General features: G+C 43.5%; 15 protein-coding genes and 1 other RNA gene. 6 read left to right on the top strand and 10 right to left on the bottom strand.

Features of this window, described 5'->3' with window-relative positions; all coding sequences use genetic code 11:
• Nucleotides 1-67 precede the first annotated feature (67 nt).
• The 4 genes from FKN08_RS16295 to FKN08_RS16280 form a co-directional block, all read right to left on the bottom strand.
• Nucleotides 68-1,435 carry a Na+/H+ antiporter NhaC family protein gene (locus FKN08_RS16295; protein ID WP_170892532.1) on the bottom strand — a complete coding sequence of 456 codons (1,368 nt, stop codon included), beginning with the start codon at nt 1,433-1,435 and terminating at the stop codon, nt 68-70.
• Nucleotides 1,436-1,615: 180 nt separating this feature from the next.
• Nucleotides 1,616-2,203 (bottom strand): DedA family protein, encoded by a 588-nt coding sequence (locus tag FKN08_RS16290; RefSeq protein WP_005391489.1) that lies wholly within the window; start codon nt 2,201-2,203, stop codon nt 1,616-1,618.
• Between the two features lie 204 nt (nt 2,204-2,407).
• Nucleotides 2,408-3,943 (bottom strand): bifunctional GNAT family N-acetyltransferase/carbon-nitrogen hydrolase family protein, encoded by a 1,536-nt coding sequence (locus tag FKN08_RS16285; RefSeq protein WP_005391488.1) that lies wholly within the window; start codon nt 3,941-3,943, stop codon nt 2,408-2,410.
• Nucleotides 3,944-4,063: 120 nt separating this feature from the next.
• Nucleotides 4,064-4,945, bottom strand: coding sequence for a LysR family transcriptional regulator (locus FKN08_RS16280; protein ID WP_170892531.1), 882 nt, complete (start codon nt 4,943-4,945; stop codon nt 4,064-4,066).
• Nucleotides 4,946-5,369: 424 nt separating this feature from the next.
• Here FKN08_RS16280 and FKN08_RS16275 point away from each other — a divergent pair, with 424 nt between their 5' ends.
• Nucleotides 5,370-5,933, top strand: a complete 564-nt coding sequence (locus FKN08_RS16275; RefSeq protein ID WP_005391484.1) for a porin family protein — start codon at nt 5,370-5,372, stop codon at nt 5,931-5,933.
• A 285-nt stretch (nt 5,934-6,218) separates the two neighbouring features.
• Here FKN08_RS16275 and ssrA read toward each other — a convergent pair.
• Together ssrA and smpB are read right to left on the bottom strand one after the other, a co-directional pair.
• Nucleotides 6,219-6,586, bottom strand: a transfer-messenger RNA (tmRNA) gene (ssrA, locus tag FKN08_RS16270).
• Between the two features lie 66 nt (nt 6,587-6,652).
• Complete coding sequence (gene smpB / locus FKN08_RS16265) at nt 6,653-7,138, bottom strand: SsrA-binding protein SmpB (protein ID WP_005391476.1); 486 nt, start codon at nt 7,136-7,138, stop codon at nt 6,653-6,655.
• A 118-nt stretch (nt 7,139-7,256) separates the two neighbouring features.
• Between smpB and FKN08_RS16260 the strand changes: the two genes are divergently transcribed.
• Together FKN08_RS16260 and FKN08_RS16255 are read left to right on the top strand one after the other, a co-directional pair.
• Nucleotides 7,257-7,700, top strand: a complete 444-nt coding sequence (locus FKN08_RS16260; RefSeq protein WP_005391473.1) for an SRPBCC family protein — start codon at nt 7,257-7,259, stop codon at nt 7,698-7,700.
• The gene (locus tag FKN08_RS16255) at nt 7,690-8,043 is read left to right on the top strand and encodes an RnfH family protein (protein ID WP_005391471.1); all 354 of its coding nucleotides are present in this window, start codon (nt 7,690-7,692) and stop codon (nt 8,041-8,043) included. The genes FKN08_RS16260 and FKN08_RS16255 overlap by 11 nt, the downstream gene beginning before the upstream one ends.
• Before the next feature lie 105 nt (nt 8,044-8,148).
• On the opposite strand, the gene bamE is transcribed toward FKN08_RS16255, so the two are convergent.
• The 4 genes from bamE to nadK form a co-directional block, all read right to left on the bottom strand.
• Nucleotides 8,149-8,508: an outer membrane protein assembly factor BamE gene (bamE, locus tag FKN08_RS16250; RefSeq protein ID WP_005391468.1), complete on the bottom strand. Its 360-nt coding sequence runs from the start codon at nt 8,506-8,508 to the stop codon at nt 8,149-8,151.
• A 330-nt stretch (nt 8,509-8,838) separates the two neighbouring features.
• The gene (gene recN, locus FKN08_RS16245; RefSeq protein WP_047010173.1) at nt 8,839-10,503 is read right to left on the bottom strand and encodes a DNA repair protein RecN; all 1,665 of its coding nucleotides are present in this window, start codon (nt 10,501-10,503) and stop codon (nt 8,839-8,841) included.
• 167 nt (nt 10,504-10,670) lie between these two features.
• Nucleotides 10,671-11,861, bottom strand: coding sequence for a DUF3103 domain-containing protein (locus FKN08_RS16240; RefSeq protein ID WP_164666650.1), 1,191 nt, complete (start codon nt 11,859-11,861; stop codon nt 10,671-10,673).
• Between the two features lie 265 nt (nt 11,862-12,126).
• Nucleotides 12,127-13,011 carry an NAD(+) kinase gene (gene nadK, locus FKN08_RS16235; RefSeq protein ID WP_005391462.1) on the bottom strand — a complete coding sequence of 295 codons (885 nt, stop codon included), beginning with the start codon at nt 13,009-13,011 and terminating at the stop codon, nt 12,127-12,129.
• 146 nt (nt 13,012-13,157) lie between these two features.
• Here nadK and grpE point away from each other — a divergent pair, with 146 nt between their 5' ends.
• From grpE to dnaK, 3 genes are all read left to right on the top strand, one after another.
• Entirely contained in the window at nt 13,158-13,754 is a 597-nt protein-coding gene (grpE, locus tag FKN08_RS16230; RefSeq protein ID WP_012842091.1) for a nucleotide exchange factor GrpE, read from the top strand.
• A 417-nt stretch (nt 13,755-14,171) separates the two neighbouring features.
• Nucleotides 14,172-15,446: a dicarboxylate/amino acid:cation symporter gene (locus FKN08_RS16225; RefSeq protein WP_012842090.1), complete on the top strand. Its 1,275-nt coding sequence runs from the start codon at nt 14,172-14,174 to the stop codon at nt 15,444-15,446.
• A 348-nt stretch (nt 15,447-15,794) separates the two neighbouring features.
• Complete coding sequence (gene dnaK, locus FKN08_RS16220; RefSeq protein ID WP_048626076.1) at nt 15,795-17,708, top strand: molecular chaperone DnaK; 1,914 nt, start codon at nt 15,795-15,797, stop codon at nt 17,706-17,708.
• The last annotated feature ends 103 nt before the right edge of the window (nt 17,709-17,811 follow it).

Below are 17,811 nucleotides of genomic sequence, written 5' to 3'. Positions count from 1 at the left end.
TGTTCGCAGCAAGGAAAATAAAGAAGAAAGTAAAAAGGCTCCATCGGAGCCTTTTCGGTATTTGTCGTTAGTTCTCAGTTTGCACTACAGGTTGACGCGCGGGATGTTTGATAAATACCGCGACAACAGCCGCTATCGCTAATGCAAAGCAGTAGTAAGAATTAGCAACTACTTCAATTGGCGATAGGTTGAATACGGAACCTAGCAGCAACACTTGAGCGCCGTAAGGCAACACGCCTTGCACCACGCATGAGAAAATGTCTAACAAGCTTGCTGAGCGGCGAGGAGAGACATTGTTCTCTTCCGCCAACTGGCGCGCAACGCTGCCCGATACAATGATTGCGACTGTATTGTTCGCCGTACAGCCATTGACCATCGACACCAAGCCAGCGATACCTAGCTCGCTCGCGCGGCTGTTGGCATGCTTAGAGTGGCTAGAGCCAAACGCGTGGATAAGGCTGCTAACGAAATTGGTTAGGAAAGCAAGGCCGCCTTGACGACGCATCAGTTCACTCAAACCACCAATTAGCATGGACAACAAGAAGATCTCTTGCATGTTACCAAAGCCTTTATAAACGTCTTGGGCTAGATTAGTCAGTCCGTAATTGTCAATCGATGCCAAGCTCACGCCGCCAGCCAAAAGGATACCAATCGACAGAACCACAAACACATTCACACCAGATACCGCTAGGATCAAAATAGTGATGTACGGCAAGACTTTTAGCCACTCAATATCGCCAGTTGCAGGCACTTGAGTCGCTGTACTGTTGAAAGCGAACACTGCAATCGCGATCAACGCCGCAGGCAAAGCAATACGAATGTTCTCTTTAAACTTGTCTTTCATCTCACAACCTTGAGAGCGTGTCGCCGCGATGGTGGTGTCAGAGATGATAGAAAGGTTATCACCAAACATAGCGCCGCTCAGCACAACGCCTGCGGTTAACGGTAAGCTCATTCCTGCTGATTCAGCAATCCCCAACGCTACGGGGGCAACGGCTGCGATGGTACCCATCGAAGTGCCCATCGCTGTTGCGATAAAAGCAGAAATCAGAAAAATGCCCGGCAAAATCATGCTGGTTGGAATTGCGGATAAACCAAGGTTCACCGTTGCATCAACACCGCCAGAGGCTTTTGCTACCGCAGCAAAGGCACCAGCAAGCAGATAGATCATACACATTGCGATGATGTCTGGGTGGCCAACACCACGCATGAAGTGTTCGATTGAGAGGTTAAGTTTCTCTTTACTTAAAAGAAACGCAATGATGATGGCTGGTAATACCGCGATGGGTGCAGGCAGCTGGTAGAAGGCAAATTCAACGCCTTGCAAAGATAAGTAAGTGCCTACGCCAATAAACAGCGCAAGGAATACAATCAATGGGATCAGTGCGACCGCAGAAGGTGCAACTGTTTTAGTTGTTTGTTGGGAACCGGACATGTAAACGACAATGTTAATAATAAGAGAGAAGAGCAGACTAATATCACATTTACGTATTGTCAACGTCTAGACGTCTAAATGGCTGTTTAAATTTTGCACGTAAAGAAAAAGATAAAAGCTCGTATTACGTATCTCACTGATACCAAGAGCTTTAGTTGTGCACTAATGAAGGGACTGTCGTTATTGCATTGATTTGGCTTTTTTGCGTTTAACAATACCTAAAACCATCCACGTAAATAAGACAGCAGCAAATGCCCATACCAGGTATTTGTATTCGGTGTACAGGTTGCTCAACACGCTTAAATGTTCAAATGCAAAGTGAGTTAACAAGCTGAATACCAATACCCAAACCGTCGCCGCGAGGGCGTTACCGAGCAAAAACTCTCTACGTGGCATTTTCGCGATACCGCATGCAAGAGGCATAAATTGCTTCATTCCTTCAATAAAGCGACTGACGACCAAGCACGTAGGGCCGTATTTCTGGATAGTCAGTTGAAGTGTTTGCATCTTCGGGCCAGAGATATAGCCTTTTTTATCCAACCAGCCTTCAAAGTAATAACCGATTAGGTAACCACAGGTATTCCCAAAAAAGCAGCTTAGCCACGATACCATCATAACCATACTTAGGTTCATGACTTGTTCTGAAGAGAGCAAAGATGCCGCGATCATCAGCGATTGACCAGGCATCGGTACACCTATCCCTTCTAGAAATATACTGACAATCAGCGCCAAGTAGCCGTATTGCTCAAGCAAAGGCTTCATTGACATGAGAAGTTCGTTAATGTGTTCCAAAAGCTTTCCCCTAATAAAAGCGGAACGAAGTTGGAGTGATACTCCGAATGTCCTACTGGGTCAATTCTTGTTTCTCACCGCTGAGAAAAACTGACATGCCTCTGATTATTGTGCGGAATCAATCTGCTGCTTGTTTTATTCGCCGCCACGCTCCCGTGTGGCGGCGAATAAGGCACACCATTATGATTCTTTAGCTTTAGTAAATGCGCCATACAAATCAAGGCGTCGGTGACGTAAGTTGGTTACTGAACCCTCGGTATTAAGTTGCTTCAACTTAGTCAAATCAACATCGGCGAAGATCATCATTTCGGTGTTGGCGCTTGCTTCTGTCAAGGTCGCATCGTGCGGGAAGTAGATATCCGACGGTGAGAATACGGCAGATTGTGCGTACTGGATGTCCACGTTATCAACACGAGGTAAGTTACCAACACTGCCACCGATTGCAACATAGCATTCGTTTTCAATGGCACGCGATTGGGAACAAATTCGTACTCGTTGATAGCCATTTTTTGTGTCCGTCCAGAAAGGAACGAATACAATTTGTGCGCCTTGTTCTGCTAACATTCTTCCCAACTCTGGGAATTCGCTGTCATAACAAATCAGTATGCCGACTTTGCCCGCATCGGTTTCGAACACTTGAACATTGTCACCACCGTCGATCACCCAGTCTCTTTGTTCATGAGGCGTGATGTGGATTTTATATTGAGCGTTAATTTCACCATCTCGTTGCAGCAAGTAGGCCACATTATACAGTTTGCCATCTTCGATAACGGGCATACTGCCTGCAATAATGTTGATGTTGTAGGTGACCGCCATCTGCGAGAAACGGTTTTTGATCTCTTCTGTAAAGCTAGCCAAAAAGCGGATTGCTTCAACGGAATTTTTGTCGTTTTGCAAGCCCATCAGCGGTGCGTTAAAGAACTCAGGGAATAGGGCGAAATCGGCTTTATAGTTCGCAAGAGAAGAGATGAAGAACTCAGCCTGATCGAGCAAATCCTCTAGGTCATTCATCGCGCGCATTTGCCACTGGACGACACCAATCCGAATCAGTGTTTTTTCTACATCGTGTACGGATTGAATATCCTCTTCGTAGAAAAAGTTATCCCACTCCAGCAGTGTCGCGTAACCTTTAGAAGCGCTATCCTCTGGTAAGTAGCCGCGCATGATTCGTTTTACATCGAAGTCGTTAGCAAGCTGAAAAGACAAAATAGGGTCATGAAGCTCACGGCGTTTTACTTTGTCGATGTACTCTGCAACGCTCAGTTCATCTGCGTATTGGTGGTAATTAGGAATGCGACCACCGGCTAAAATTGCTTTGAAGTTCTTACTACGGCAAAGCTCTTTACGCGCATCATACAAACGTCGACCCAAACGTAGCCCTCGATAGTCCGGGTGGACAAATACATCGAGACCATACATTGCATCACCGGTTACTTGATTCTGTATGACGTTGTTTTCGGTAATGATGTCGGTATATAGATGAGGAAGAGAAAAGCGGTTGTAGTCCACTTTAATGGTTAATGCTGCACCGACTATTTTGCCGTTATCTTCAATACAGATTTGGCCATCAGGAAACTGATGAATGAGATCCATAATAGTCAGCCGTGGCCATGAGCCGCCAACATCAGGAAACACTAAGTCCATTAGTTCTGCAAGCTCAGGGTAATCCGTTGGCTCAATGGTACGTAATGAGAGTTTGGGCGAATTGCTGTCCATATCTTTCAATCCATTTATCCTTTTGAAACAGTGTTAATGAGAATGCCACAATTTGGAGCAGACAGATACTGAAGTCTTTGAGTTGTTTTGGGTTACCAAAAGCATTTCAAGAAAACAATATTAGCTTAGTTTGCTCTTCAACCATTCGTAAAACGCCGCCACTTTCTTAGCCGATAGGCGATAATTTGGGATCATCACGTAATAACCATAACCACTCTGTAAAGATAGGTTGAGAATACGTTGGATATCCCCTCTTAAAATAGAATTCTGCGCCATAAAATCAGGAAGTAAGGCGAGTCCTTTTCCCATTTTGACGGCTTCGTAAGCTAAGTAAAAATGTTCAAAGCCTACAGAGTGATAGGTAACGGTTGATTCTACTGCATGTGCAGCCTTAAATTGCTCCCACAACTGAGGACGAGTGCTTTGAGTTATCAACGGATAGTCGCTAACAGCGTGCACATTCTTGAGTGCAGGAGTGTTAGTACAACCGACCAATAGTAGTATTTCTTCGCATAGTAAGTGGCTGTATTCATAATGCGTGGACAATGGAAGACAACGAATATGCAAGTCGCTTTCACCGCTTGAACCTTTGACGTTCCCATCTCCGGTACAGATTCTTACACGGATATTGGGATGTCGCTGGTGGAAGTCATCAATATGAGGCACCAACCAAAGGCTAGCGAAAGAAGGAGTAACATCCACGGTGAGCAATTCTTGCTTTGAATCTGATTGGATTAAGTTGGCGGTTGCATTCTGAATAAGTTCTAGTGCTTCTGTGACTTGCGGTAGGTAGCGTTTTCCTTCCTCAGTTAACTCAATACCATTCGAGCCTCTTTGTATTAAAGGTAAACCCACTAGTTGTTCAAGCGCGGCAATTTGTTTGCTTACTGCGCTTTGTGTAATGCATAGGGCATCCGCCGCTTTAGAGAAGCTGAGGTAATTTGCAACCGCGACAAACGTCCTCAATGCTCGGATAGAAGGGTACTCACTGCCTTTTAACATACTTCAGTCCCATGGAGATAGCCTCTTCACAGAGTAGGAGATTTACCTATTGAAGCAAAGAGAGAAAAAGCCGATGTGTGATTACCTTCCTTACTCGTTCATAAAGAATCCAGACCAAAAATTAAGAATCCTAAATATAATGGGTATGTAAATAATTGATGATCGGGGTTTGTTTATTGATTTCTCCTATCTTTTGAAAAAACTACAAATAAAATAGAATGTTTTACATCATTAATATTTACAGAAATCTAATATTGTTTTCTCAAGGTAAATAAAACGGTATAACTTTTAGTTTTGTTGTTTTAATTTCAAAATAATGTCAATTTTTTATAAAGTAGAAAATATTTTTCATTAAATTAAAATTGGCATTGCATTTGCTTTGTATAATTCGAACTTTCAATGGCATTTATATTAGGAGAACGAAATGAAAAGCAATGTTGTTACTTTGATTGGCCTTTTTTCTTTAGCAACGTTTAGTACTTTATCTCACGCAGCGGACTCCAAAGATCATGGTGTTTATGTCGGCGCCAACTATGGTTACTTAAAAGTTGATGGACAAGATGACTTTGATGATGACAGCGATGCTATTCAAGGTTTGGTTGGTTACCGTTTTAACCCTTACTTAGCGTTAGAGGGCGGTTACATTGATTTTGGTAGCTATGGTAATAACCTAGCAAATGCCGAAACGGACGGTTACACCGCAGCACTAAAAGTTACAGCCCCTATTGCTGATCGTGTCGATCTTTACGCAAAAGGCGGTCAAATGTGGTACTCGACGGATTACAACGTTGCGGGCTTCCAAGGCAACAAAGATGACGAAGGTGTATTCGCTGGTGCCGGTGTTGGTTTTAAAGTTACTGATAACTTCTTAGTTAACGCAGAATATATGTGGTACGACGTAGAACTGAATGCAGAGAACGTAGCGAATGGTGCAAACACAAAAACTGATTTTAACCAAGCATCGCTAGGTGTGGAATATCGTTTCTAATATTGTTAACCATGTTTAACCCAAATAAAAATGCGAAGCTAAATGGCTTCGCATTTTTATTTTTTAAGAGATTTAATTATCTGCATAAAATTACTAATGAATAAAATATTTATAAAGTTGGAAGTGTTGATTATTAGAGATCGTCTGCTTATTTTCTATAGGCTATAAAAGAAGCCGTGCACTAATAGAAAGTAACATCGTAAAAGTAGATCGTGTACTGTTGCAACATAAGTACGGATAGCAGATACAAAAAAGGCCACCCGAAGGTGGCCTTTTCCAAACGTTTGGTGGAGCTGGCGGGAGTTGAACCCGCGTCCGAAAACCGTTCATCATTGGTACTACATGCTTAGTCGATCTTTAATTTCGCCACCCACCTGCGAACCGACACGCTAATGAATGACTAGCCTGAATTAAAATTCGCCGTTCATCTCTCAGGCGGGAGAATCCGGGCTAGCGCGTTTGGGTTTGATCCCTCGTTATTCCCCGTCTTACGTGCGGAAGCTAGGGCGAGAGAGCTCTGAGCAGGTTATTAAGCTGCTAGTGCGTAGTTTTCGTCGTTTGCGACTATTTTTTTGCGGTTTGTTAACGAGGCCTACCGCACCTCGGCATGCACCTCAGACTTCTGAATTCCCGTCGAATCCTAAATCAGCCCCAGGTAATATTCGCATAGTAACAGAAAAGCATTGGCTGTCCAGTACTATGCGTTTAAGTGGTCAAGATTAACGCAGTGTACTCTTCATTACGCGTGCTTTCTCTCTTGCCCAGTCTTTTTCTTTTAAATCCGTACGTTTATCGTGCAGCTTTTTACCTTTTGCTACGCCAATTTTTAGTTTCACCCAAGAGCGAGACCAGTACAGAGAGAGCGCCGTTAATGTCATACCTTCACGGTTCACACGTCCGAATAGGTTGTCTAGTTCACGACGACTCATTAGTAGTTTACGCACACGTGTGGGGTTCGCCACAACGTGTGTCGATGCCTGATTTAAAGGAGTGATTGTCATGCCACTCACAAAGGCTTCACCGTCACGCATAAATACGTAACTTTCAGAAATATTGGCTTTACCTTGGCGAAGGGCTTTCACTTCCCAACCTTGGAGCTCCAAGCCAGCTTCGATTTCATCATCGATGAAATACTCGTGGCGAGCTTTTTTATTCAGCGCGATAGTATTGCTACCCGCTTTTTGTTTCGTTTTTTTCTTTGCCATAATAGCGACATTATACGGGTTGGATATCGGATAGGAAATCCTTTTATTTGCGCAATCGTGGAATAAAAGTAAAATTGGCAGGAGCTTTAAATCTGTACATGTATCGATAGGAGTATGTATGAAGCAAGTCAGCCGTTCTGCGCTTGTGTCTTTTAGTGCTGAACAGATGTTCAATCTGGTTAACGATGTTGCTAAATACCCTGAGTTTCTGCCTGGTTGCTCGGGCTCTAGAATCATTGAGTCTTCGGGTAATGGTATGGTGGCTTCTGTCGATGTGGCGAAGGCTGGTATCAGCAAAACGTTTACTACTTCAAATGAGCTGATCCCAGGCCAAGCAATTATGATGAACTTGGTGGATGGTCCGTTTAAGACATTGCGTGGTGGTTGGATTTTTACCGCGCTAGATGAGCAAGCTTGCAAGGTTGAGCTAAAGCTTGAGTTTGAATTCTCAAGTAAAATGATTGAGATGGCCTTCGGTAAGGTTTTTAACGAGCTTACCAGTAACATGGTAAATGCATTCACTAAACGCGCAAAACAGGTCTACGAGTGTTATGAGTATTGAGTCAGATATGATTCACGTAGAGGTTGTCTATGCTCTTCCTCATGAACAGCGTGTATTTAATTTAGTGGTGAATAATCACGCAACGGTAGAAGAGATCATTCGACAATCTGGCGTGTTAGAGTTATACCCTGAAATTGATTTATCTAAGAATAAAGTGGGTGTGTTTAGTCGTAATGTGAAGTTAGATGCGACCGTTCGAGATCGAGATCGAATAGAGATATATCGTCCGTTACTCGCAGACCCGAAAGAGATTCGTCGTAAGCGGGCGGAGCAGGCTAAAGCCGAGGGGAATGCAGACCCAGTCACCGGTGGTAAGCCTAGCTCTGTACGTAAGAATAAGTAGACTTGATATCAATCCCAATGGATGGCGTCATTGATTCAAAGTGTGATTGCGCGATATCTAGATAATAAAAAACCTCTCATGTGAGAGGTTTTTTGCAAAAGTCGTTTACTGAATCTGCTCGTAAAAAGCGTCACTTTTTGGGAAGTCACCACTGATATCTGCGAGTGTGCCTTGATCGTTAAAGTTAACGATCAGGTCTTTTTGCACTGGATCACCGTGACCAGGAGTATGGTGATAAATGTAGTACCAAGTGTTTGGGTAGCCGTTTTCAATAAGCATTGGCGACCCTAGTACGAAGCGAACCTGTGCTTTAGTCATCCCAAACTTTAATTTATCTACCGCACTTTGTTCTACATAGTTGCCTTGGTTGATATCAATGCGATAAACCAGTTTTTCCAATACCGAACATCCTGTCAGCAATGTCATTGCTAATGGTACGGCAACTAACCACTTCTTTAATTGCATAATAATTTCTTAGTAACCTTTAAAATACTGCGCTGATAATAAACAAGCTCGACGCAGATGTAAAAAGCTATGCGTCGTATGATAGGAAATCTGACAACGAATTTTGAGTTGAGTTGCATTTATTGATTCTCTCACATGTATGTTTATGTCGATGAGCGGTTTTCTATCCAGTTTAAGCGGTAACTAATGACAAATAGCCAAGTTATTGAGCTATGGGGTGGTACTGACCATTATTTCGAAAGGGAATCAGCACCCAAGCACTTTGATATGGTGATGGGGGAGGTAGAGTCACGGAGCAGTGTTCGTGACTCTATCTTTGGAAGAGCATGGCTAAGCGGCGATGAGGAGCTCTTTGGCGTTTGCAAGGGTAGAATCTGTAATTTGGCTACCTCCAAGTAGGCGAGCTAATTCTGCCACACGCTGTTGTTCATCTAATGCGTGCATTTGTGTTTCGGTTTGGCCAGCTTTGGTTTGTTTAGCCACGAACATTTGTTGATGGCCACACCCCGCAACTTGAGGGAGGTGAGTGACACATAATACCTGAGTAGACTCGCCAAGCTTGCGTAACATTTTGCCGACGACTGCTGCTGTTGGACCACTAATACCGACATCCACCTCATCGAAGATCAAGCTTGGTGTATCCACTTTCTGAGCGGTAATCACTTGGATAGCTAAAGAGATGCGTGATAGCTCACCGCCTGACGCAACTTTTGCTATAGGTTGCAATGGTTGCCCTGGGTTAGTCGATACTAAGAAGCACACACTGTCCATGCCAAGTGGTGATGGGTGCGTGTTTTCATTGCTTACATCGATATTGAATACCGCTTTTTCCATGCTCAATTCGTGCATGCTTTGTGTGATCAGTTTGTTCAGTTCTTTTGCGTAACGGCTGCGTGATTTGTGTAGTTTTTCTGCTTGGTTTAGGAAGCTTTGGTACTTTTGTTCCACTTCTTGCGCGAGTTCATCTAAACGTTCATCAGAGCAATCTAACGCTTCTACTTGGGCCAGAAGATCTTGGTGATGTTGGTATAGTTCTTCTGGCATCACGTGGTGTTTGCGAGCAACAGACATCACTTTAGAAAAACGTTCTTCTACATAAGCCATACGAGCAGGATCCACATCTATGCCATCTAGATAACTGCGTAATTCGTTCTTCGTTTCTTCCAGTTGAATCATCGCTTCTGACAACATGTTGGGTAGCTCAGATAGCTTTTCATCTAACTCAGCTAGTTGAATTAGGGAGTGATTGGCCGATTGCAAAATACCAAGCGCATTGACTTCTTCACCTTCGTAAATAAGTTCGATGGCTTGCTGACAGGTAGTGGCGAGTTCACCACTATTGGATAGTCGTTTGTGCTCTTGCTCGAGCTCTGCAAATTCTTCTTCACCTAGCGATAACTCATTTAGTTCTTTGATTTGGTATTCAAGCAACTGTTTTTGCGCCTGGTTTTGCTGGCTATTTTCTTTTAGTTGCTTGAGGTTATTGTCTGCCTGACGCCAATGTTGGTAAGCACTTCGTGTGCTTTTTAGTAGGTTTAGATGACCTGCATATTGGTCGAGCATAGCCATTTGGTGTTCGCTTTTCATCAATTGATGATGAGCGTGTTGCCCATGGATATTGATCAGCAGTTGCCCTAGAGATTTGAGTTGTGATAGTGGGACAGGACTGCCATTAATGAAGGCTCTTGAGCGACCTTCTTTTGTGATGATGCGACGCAAAATACATTCACTGCCATCAAGCAGATCGTTATCTTCTAGCCAACGCGTTGCATGTAGGTTGTTGTCCAGTAAAAAAGCGGCACTAACTTCGGTTTTTTCTTCACCTTGTCGAACCATGCCAGCTTCGGCTCGTCCGCCTAAGCAGAGCCCAAGTGCATCGATAGCAATGGATTTACCCGCGCCTGTTTCACCTGTGATGGTGGTCATGCCCTTAGACAGCTCGAGTTGTAAAGACTTAACAATCGCAAAATTATTAACACTTAGATGAGCCAGCATTTTTATTTACCTGTATAACTGAACAATACTGTATAAGAGAACAGTATATACTGTTTCTTTATACAGTAAAGACAGGTGAGAAAAAATTTCTGTGTGGGGTGCTTTTTTGTGATGAAGTGGGAAAAATGAGCCGAAGTGATTACAACGACTCATTAAAATTGAACAGGTTACGGACGAGTTGGGTTAATCGTGAGCGGCTCTAATGTGACTACTGCATTCACACCAGCACCTGGATGATCCACGTATGATGTGTCTTGCATTAGTGTGTAGTAAACGTCGACGAAGTCATCATCATTCGTTAGGACGCCGTCAGGGATCGTGTCGATGATCTTATTCGTGATTTGCGGAATAATCGCGTAAGCCTGAACTTCTGGATCTGGAATCGCTTTCAGCACTTCTCCAGCAACTTGAACGAGGAGTTTTGCCAACTGTTTATAGTCTGTACCATCATCTTGTTCCATGAGCACGATGTCTGCAGCGCCCCAGCGGTAACGAGACCAGTGAATAATGATCTGATTCGGGTAGTAATCTTGGTTATCGTAGTCTAAGTATGGAAGCTCCACTAAATCGAGAGTCGGTTCATCACGACTTGGATTGACGCCCGTTACGATAGCGTAGATTTCTGCCTTGCCAGAGATCCAAGGTTCTTTGTCATCGGCGAGACGGATCTTTTTCAACTGCGTTGTTTGAATTGGAGCCGCTTCGCCCACTGTGCTACTTGACAATAGCGGTGCATTTTGGCGTTGTTCATCAGCAACGTATGGTTGAACTAAAGCTGGCTGACCGAGTTTTTTCATCTCAGCTTGCATAGCTTGCAAGCCTGCTTTTAGCTCAGCAGAGCTGTTGTTATCAACAACGAGTACAGGTACATCTGGGAGTTGGTAAACATCGAGTTGATGGATGTTGCCATACACATCAAATGCTTCGATATATTGCCAATTCTCATCATCACCACTTGGTTCAAATGCAAATAATGGCTCGACCTCGCCACTTTGCCATGCTGTTATCATGCTCTCATTCGCTAAACGAACTTCCAGCAACTGATCTGAGTATTCAGAAATACCTTTCCAGCTACGAATTTGAGTGTCAGCTTGTACAAGCTGATGGCTAAACTCGGAGTTGGGGTTTTGTTGAACAAATGCTGATACAGAGACGCTAGTCTGTTGTGGAGTAATATCTCTTCTCAACATGGGTTCAATGGCAGCATAGTGCTCACTCAATTGTTGAGCGAGGGCACGCTTCGTCTTAGTGATATCTTCCGCTTTTGCGTTGGATACACTGTTGACTTGCGTTTCCTCTGATTGGCAGCCAATAAGTGCTAATGTACTGAGAACAGACAGAATGATGGTTTTCTTCATAATATGTCCTTTATTGATTTTATGAAATAGAGTTAATACTCTATTCATGGTGAGAATATCACCGGACATAGATCATTGAATTTGCTTTTCTATCTTTTGTGTAAACTTTGCCCACAGGATCAAAATTTATAAACTTCTCTTTAATGACAGCAAATATCGTGTCGCCTCACTACTTTGTGTCTATTTCTTGTCTAAGAAAGCCAAAAGCCAGTGGCAATTAAGCTGCTGGCTTTTTTATTGAAGTCATTTCCCTGAATAACAAGTGTTAGAACAATTTACTAGACCAACCAAGCTTGTTACGTAAAACGTGATAGTAGCTGTAGTCCTTGGGATGGATGAGTTTGAGCACATTTGGACTTTGATAGATGTGGATTTCGTCTCCTGGAGAAACAGGGAGAGACACTTGTCCATCACAGCTAACTTCTTGTGTTCCTCGGTTCTCTGGTGACACCACCAATTTAATTCGACGCTTTCCATCAACCACCAAAGGTCGACTCGACAAGGTATGAGGAAACATTGGCACGAGTGAAATGGCATTCAAGCTAGGCGAAAGAATTGGACCACCGCCAGAAAGCGAATATGCGGTCGAGCCCGTTGGTGTGGAGACAATCAAACCATCGGCTCGTAAAGAGAAGGCGAAGCTTTCATCAATGTACACTTCAAATTCAATCATATGGGCAATTTGCCCTGGGTGAAGTACAGCTTCATTTAGCGCAGCGTTGTGGCTTTTAATTTGCCCGTGACGGTGTACTTCCGCTTCTAAGAGAAAGCGCTCTTCTTCAATATACTCACCGTCGAGTACCGCTTGCAGAGACGCTTGGAACTCGTCTGGGTTTAAGTCAGTTAAGAAGCCCAGGTTTCCACGGTTCACCCCTATGACTGGTACATCAAATCGGGATAAAATTCTTGCCGCGCCTAGCATGTTGCCATCCCCACCAACCACAATGGCTAGATCGGCATTTTTTCCTAGTTCAACTAAACTGGCAAATTGACTCTGCGGGATATCATCCAGTATTGCGGCAAGGCGATCGTCAATAAATACTTTATAGCCTTCAGAGGTCAGCCATTGGTACAACTCTTTATGAGTTTGAATTGCTTGTTGATCTCTTGGTTTTCCGATAATCGCGATCACGTTACATGGATTTTTCATAGCATTTCCGCATTAAAGAGGCTTGAATCAGGAATCTTCATCCCCATAATAATGGCAAGTCACCTAAATATGCGAATTTTTATGTGGTTAAAGCCCGCAAAAACGCGCATGGCTTTAAGGGCATTATGTTGAATTCTGGAGATATCATGAGCAACGAAGAAAACAAAGTTACAGAAGAAGAGCTTGATCAAATCATCGAAGAGGCTGAAAAAGTAGAAGCTGAAGCACAAGAAGTAGAAGCTGAGCTTGAAGAAATTGGTGATGAGACAGACGCTAAGATTGCTCAACTAGAAGCGGCACTATTGTCTAGCGAGGCAAAAGTAAAAGAGCAGCAAGATGCGGTGTTGCGTTCTAAAGCTGAAGTAGAAAACATGCGTCGTCGTACCGAGCAAGAGATCGATAAAGCACGTAAGTTTGCGTTGAACAAGTTTGCCGAAGAGTTGCTTCCTGTTATTGATAACCTAGAGCGTGCAATTCAAGCGGCAGATACAGAGAATGAAACGGTTAAGCCGTTCCTAGAAGGTGTTGAGTTAACACACAAAACGTTTGTCGACGTTGTGGCGAAATTTGGCTTGAAAGCAATCAACCCTGAAGGTGAAGCATTCAACCCAGAGTTCCATCAAGCGATGTCGATTCAGGAAAGCCCAGATCATGAATCAAACACAGTTATGTTTGTTATGCAAAAAGGTTACGAACTAAACGGCCGTGTGATTCGTCCGGCAATGGTAATGGTTGCTAAATAACCTTAACTGCCTGTTTTCAAGTATAAAGCGCCCATCATTTTTTGATGGGCGCTTTTTTGTTTTAAACGTAAGTTGTTGTAATGAGCTTCATTGTATATCGATAAAATGGAAGTTTGATCCCCTTCATATTTTTTCTTATTGGTTAATTATTTTCCTATAGGAGATTTCTTCTCATCTCACTGCGTGTTTATGAACGAAGAGGGCTATAAGTAATTGTAATTATTCGTTGTGTGAATGTTTGTCCTGCATAGGAATGTAAAGATAGTCATTTTTTCTGCAATAGTTTCGTTAACAAAAATGTAAATTATCACTTTATTTTGTAACCTTCGTGTGTATGATTTGCGACTAATGCTTTAAAAGTAAGCATATATAACTACAAAGATGTAAATAGCAAACACAACATATCGGAGATTTATAATGGATAAATCGCTTTCTAGTAAGATTTTTATAGGCTTGTTTGCCGGCCTTGTGCTCGGAACAGCAATTCAGTACTTATTTAGCGGTATTGCGATTTTTGATACATACCTACTTGGAGCAGCAGAAGGCGTTGGCGGCATGTTTGTCTCGCTGATCAAATTGCTTGTTGTTCCTTTAGTTTACGTTTCAATCGTATGCGGCATTGTTGACTTGAAAGACATCAGTGCATTTGGTCGTCTTGGTGGAAAAACTTTTACCCTCTACATTCTTAACACCATCATTGCGATTACGGCGGCTTTGACTGTTGGTTTGATTTTCCAGCCAGGAGCTGGTGCTAATCTGGCAGGAACGGTATCTGAGGCCGTACAGCTGACGACGACAGAAACGCCGGACATTTTCTCTCTAGTTGTTAACATTGTTCCTAGCAACCCAGTACAAGCGTTTGCTAACGGCGACATGCTGCAAATCATCTTCATGGCAATTCTGACAGGTCTTGCAATTCAAGCTTTGGATTCTCGTGGTGGTCCTGCCATCCGCACGTTCAAAATGGCAAATGAAATCATGATGAAACTGGTTGGGTTAGTGATGAGTCTTGCGCCATATGGTGTGTTCGCGCTAATGATTCAATTGGGTGCAACACTAAACGCCAATACATTGATGTCCGTGGCTGGTTATGTGGCCTTGGTGGTTGCGATGTTGGTGTTCTGGATCTTCTTCTTCTATCCAATGGCAGTAAGTCTTGCGACAGGGACCTCTCCAAAGACTTTCCTACGTGCAACTCGTGAGCAGATTCTGTTCTCTCTATCTACCGCGAGCTCAAACGCGACTATCCCGGTAACGATGCGTACACTGACAGAAAAGCTTCAGGTCTCTAAATCGGTTGCTGGCTTCGGTGTACCACTGGGCGCAACGATGAACATGTCTGGTGTGTCTATCTATATTGCTCTAGCAACGATGTTTGTTGCGAACGCTTTTGGCCAGCCAATTAACACCGCAGACATCTTCACGCTTGGTTTAACTATTCTTCTATTATCTATTGGTGCTGGTGGCGTTCCTGGAGGCGGCGTGGTAATGGTAGGCGTTTTGCTTCACCAACTAGGCTTACCACCTGAAGGCTTGGCAATTATTGCTGCGGTTGACCGTATTAATGACATGTTCTGTACGTCTTCAAACGTTGTGGGCGACACGGCGGTAAACACCATTGTTGCAAAAACAGAAGGTGAGATTGGTAAAGAAGAAGGCGTTGACGCTGAGCCTGCTCAAGCGAACGCTTAATGTCTTGAATCATTTATTTTAACCCTAATATTGAAACGAGCTCTTATGAGCTCGTTTTTTTGTTTAGGAAGAGTCGGGCATAAATACATTTACCTGAGAAATGGTGTTTTGTTGCGCTACAGCAGTGTGACGAGTTCCCAACTAATCAGAAAGAAACACATAAATTTCGAAAAAAGACGCTTTTTTTTAATTCTGCCCTTGAAAAGCATTTTGCCGCCCTTATCTATGTGGCATAGAGAAGCAAACATTGATTATTTTTGTTTGTGAGCAAGGGTTGAAACCCGATTCTCCTCCCCCCACATTGGGGTTATAACCAAACGAAAATAGAATTTATTCGGAGATAGCCAGATGGGTAAAATCATTGGTATTGACTTAGGTACTACTAACTCATGTGTTGCTGTATTAGACGGCGACAAACCACGTGTAATTGAAAACGCAGAGGGCGAACGTACTACTGCATCGGTTATTGCTTACACTGACGGTGAGACGCTAGTAGGTCAACCTGCGAAACGTCAAGCAGTAACTAACCCAGAAAACACGCTATTTGCAATTAAGCGTCTAATCGGTCGTCGTTTTGAAGACGAAGAAGTTCAGCGTGACATCCAAATCATGCCTTACAAAATTGTTAAGGCTGACAACGGTGACGCTTGGGTAGAAGCAAAAGGCCAAAAAATGGCGGCTCCTCAGGTTTCTGCTGAAGTTCTTAAGAAAATGAAGAAAACTGCTGAAGATTTCCTTGGTGAGGAAGTAACTGGCGCAGTTATCACAGTACCTGCTTACTTTAACGATGCTCAGCGTCAAGCTACAAAAGATGCTGGCCGTATCGCAGGTCTAGAAGTTAAACGTATCATCAACGAACCAACAGCAGCAGCGCTAGCTTACGGTCTTGATAAGAAAGGCGGCGATCGCACTATCGCGGTATACGACCTTGGTGGTGGTACATTCGATATCTCTATCATCGAAATCGATGAAGTTGAAGGCGAGAAAACATTCGAAGTTCTAGCGACTAACGGTGATACTCACCTTGGTGGTGAAGACTTTGATAACCGCCTAATCAACTACTTAGTAGACGAGTTTAAGAAAGAGCAAGGTATCGATCTTAAGAACGATCCACTAGCAATGCAGCGTGTTAAAGAAGCAGCAGAAAAAGCGAAAATCGAGCTTTCTTCTACTTCTCAAACTGACGTAAACCTACCTTACGTTACTGCAGATGCAACTGGTCCTAAGCACATGAACATTAAAGTGACTCGTGCAAAACTAGAATCTCTAGTTGAAGACCTAGTACAACGCTCTCTTGAGCCACTAAAAGTAGCTCTAGCTGACGCTGATCTATCAGTAAACGACATCACTGACGTAATCCTAGTTGGTGGTCAGACTCGTATGCCAATGGTTCAAGCGAAAGTTGCTGAGTTCTTTGGTAAAGAAGCGCGCCGTGACGTAAACCCTGACGAAGCAGTAGCAATGGGTGCTGCAGTTCAAGGTGGTGTACTTGCTGGTGACGTTAAAGACGTACTACTACTAGACGTAACTCCACTGTCTCTAGGTATCGAGACAATGGGTGGCGTAATGACTAAGTTAGTTGAGAAGAACACAACTATCCCAACTAAAGCGAACCAAGTTTTCTCTACAGCGGAAGACAACCAGAGCGCGGTTACTATCCACGTTCTACAAGGTGAGCGTAAGCAAGCGATGTACAACAAGTCTCTAGGTCAATTCAACCTAGAAGGCATCCAGCCTGCACCACGTGGTATGCCACAAATCGAGGTTACTTTTGACCTTGATGCGGACGGTATCCTACACGTGTCAGCGAAAGACAAGCAGACTGGTAAAGAGCAGAAGATCACTATCCAAGCTTCTGGCGGTCTAAGCGATGAAGACATCGAGAAAATGGTTCAAGAAGCAGAAGCTAACAAAGAAGCGGACAAAAAGTTCGAAGAGCTAGCGACTGCACGTAACCAAGCTGACCAAATGATTCACGGTACTCGTAAGCAAGTAGAAGAAGCTGGTGAAGCACTACCTGCAGAAGAGAAAGAGAAGATTGAAGCAGCAATTTCTGAGCTAGAAACAGCGCGCAAAGGCGAAGACAAAGAAGCTATCGATGCTAAAGTTCAAGCACTAATGACCGCTTCTCAAAAACTGATGGAAATCGCTCAACAACAAGCTCAAGCGCAGCAAGCACAAGGTGCTGACGCCGGTGCACAGTCTAAAGAAGACGACGTTGTAGATGCTGAGTTCGAAGAAGTTAAAGACGACAAGAAATAATATTTCTTAACCAGATGGCTGCAAAGCCATCTGGGGTCGATAAGACTTCGTGTGCGGGCGTTTGGGGCAACTCTTACGCCCGTCTGTTTGTAAACGCTGTCTT

It is taken from the genome of Vibrio sp. 1-2 (7-a), from assembly GCF_013048515.1.
Lineage (GTDB): Bacteria > Pseudomonadota > Gammaproteobacteria > Enterobacterales > Vibrionaceae > Vibrio > Vibrio diabolicus.
Note: the sequence above shows the minus strand (reverse complement) of the source record. Positions and strands in the feature narration are given on the sequence as shown.

Coding starts and splice junctions, on each gene's coding strand:
- grpE (WP_012842091.1), top strand. CDS start 13,158: ATGAGCAACGAAGAAAACAAAGTTACAGAAGAAGAGCTTGATCAAATC.
- FKN08_RS16290 (WP_005391489.1), bottom strand. CDS start 2,203: ATGTCAATGAAGCCTTTGCTTGAGCAATACGGCTACTTGGCGCTGATT.
- FKN08_RS16225 (WP_012842090.1), top strand. CDS start 14,172: ATGGATAAATCGCTTTCTAGTAAGATTTTTATAGGCTTGTTTGCCGGC.
- nadK (WP_005391462.1), bottom strand. CDS start 13,011: ATGAAAAATCCATGTAACGTGATCGCGATTATCGGAAAACCAAGAGAT.
- bamE (WP_005391468.1), bottom strand. CDS start 8,508: ATGCAATTAAAGAAGTGGTTAGTTGCCGTACCATTAGCAATGACATTG.
- FKN08_RS16280 (WP_170892531.1), bottom strand. CDS start 4,945: ATGTTAAAAGGCAGTGAGTACCCTTCTATCCGAGCATTGAGGACGTTT.
- FKN08_RS16260 (WP_005391473.1), top strand. CDS start 7,257: ATGAAGCAAGTCAGCCGTTCTGCGCTTGTGTCTTTTAGTGCTGAACAG.
- dnaK (WP_048626076.1), top strand. CDS start 15,795: ATGGGTAAAATCATTGGTATTGACTTAGGTACTACTAACTCATGTGTT.
- FKN08_RS16255 (WP_005391471.1), top strand. CDS start 7,690: ATGAGTATTGAGTCAGATATGATTCACGTAGAGGTTGTCTATGCTCTT.
- FKN08_RS16275 (WP_005391484.1), top strand. CDS start 5,370: ATGAAAAGCAATGTTGTTACTTTGATTGGCCTTTTTTCTTTAGCAACG.
- FKN08_RS16295 (WP_170892532.1), bottom strand. CDS start 1,435: ATGTCCGGTTCCCAACAAACAACTAAAACAGTTGCACCTTCTGCGGTC.
- smpB (WP_005391476.1), bottom strand. CDS start 7,138: ATGGCAAAGAAAAAAACGAAACAAAAAGCGGGTAGCAATACTATCGCG.
- FKN08_RS16285 (WP_005391488.1), bottom strand. CDS start 3,943: ATGGACAGCAATTCGCCCAAACTCTCATTACGTACCATTGAGCCAACG.
- recN (WP_047010173.1), bottom strand. CDS start 10,503: ATGCTGGCTCATCTAAGTGTTAATAATTTTGCGATTGTTAAGTCTTTA.
- FKN08_RS16240 (WP_164666650.1), bottom strand. CDS start 11,861: ATGAAGAAAACCATCATTCTGTCTGTTCTCAGTACATTAGCACTTATT.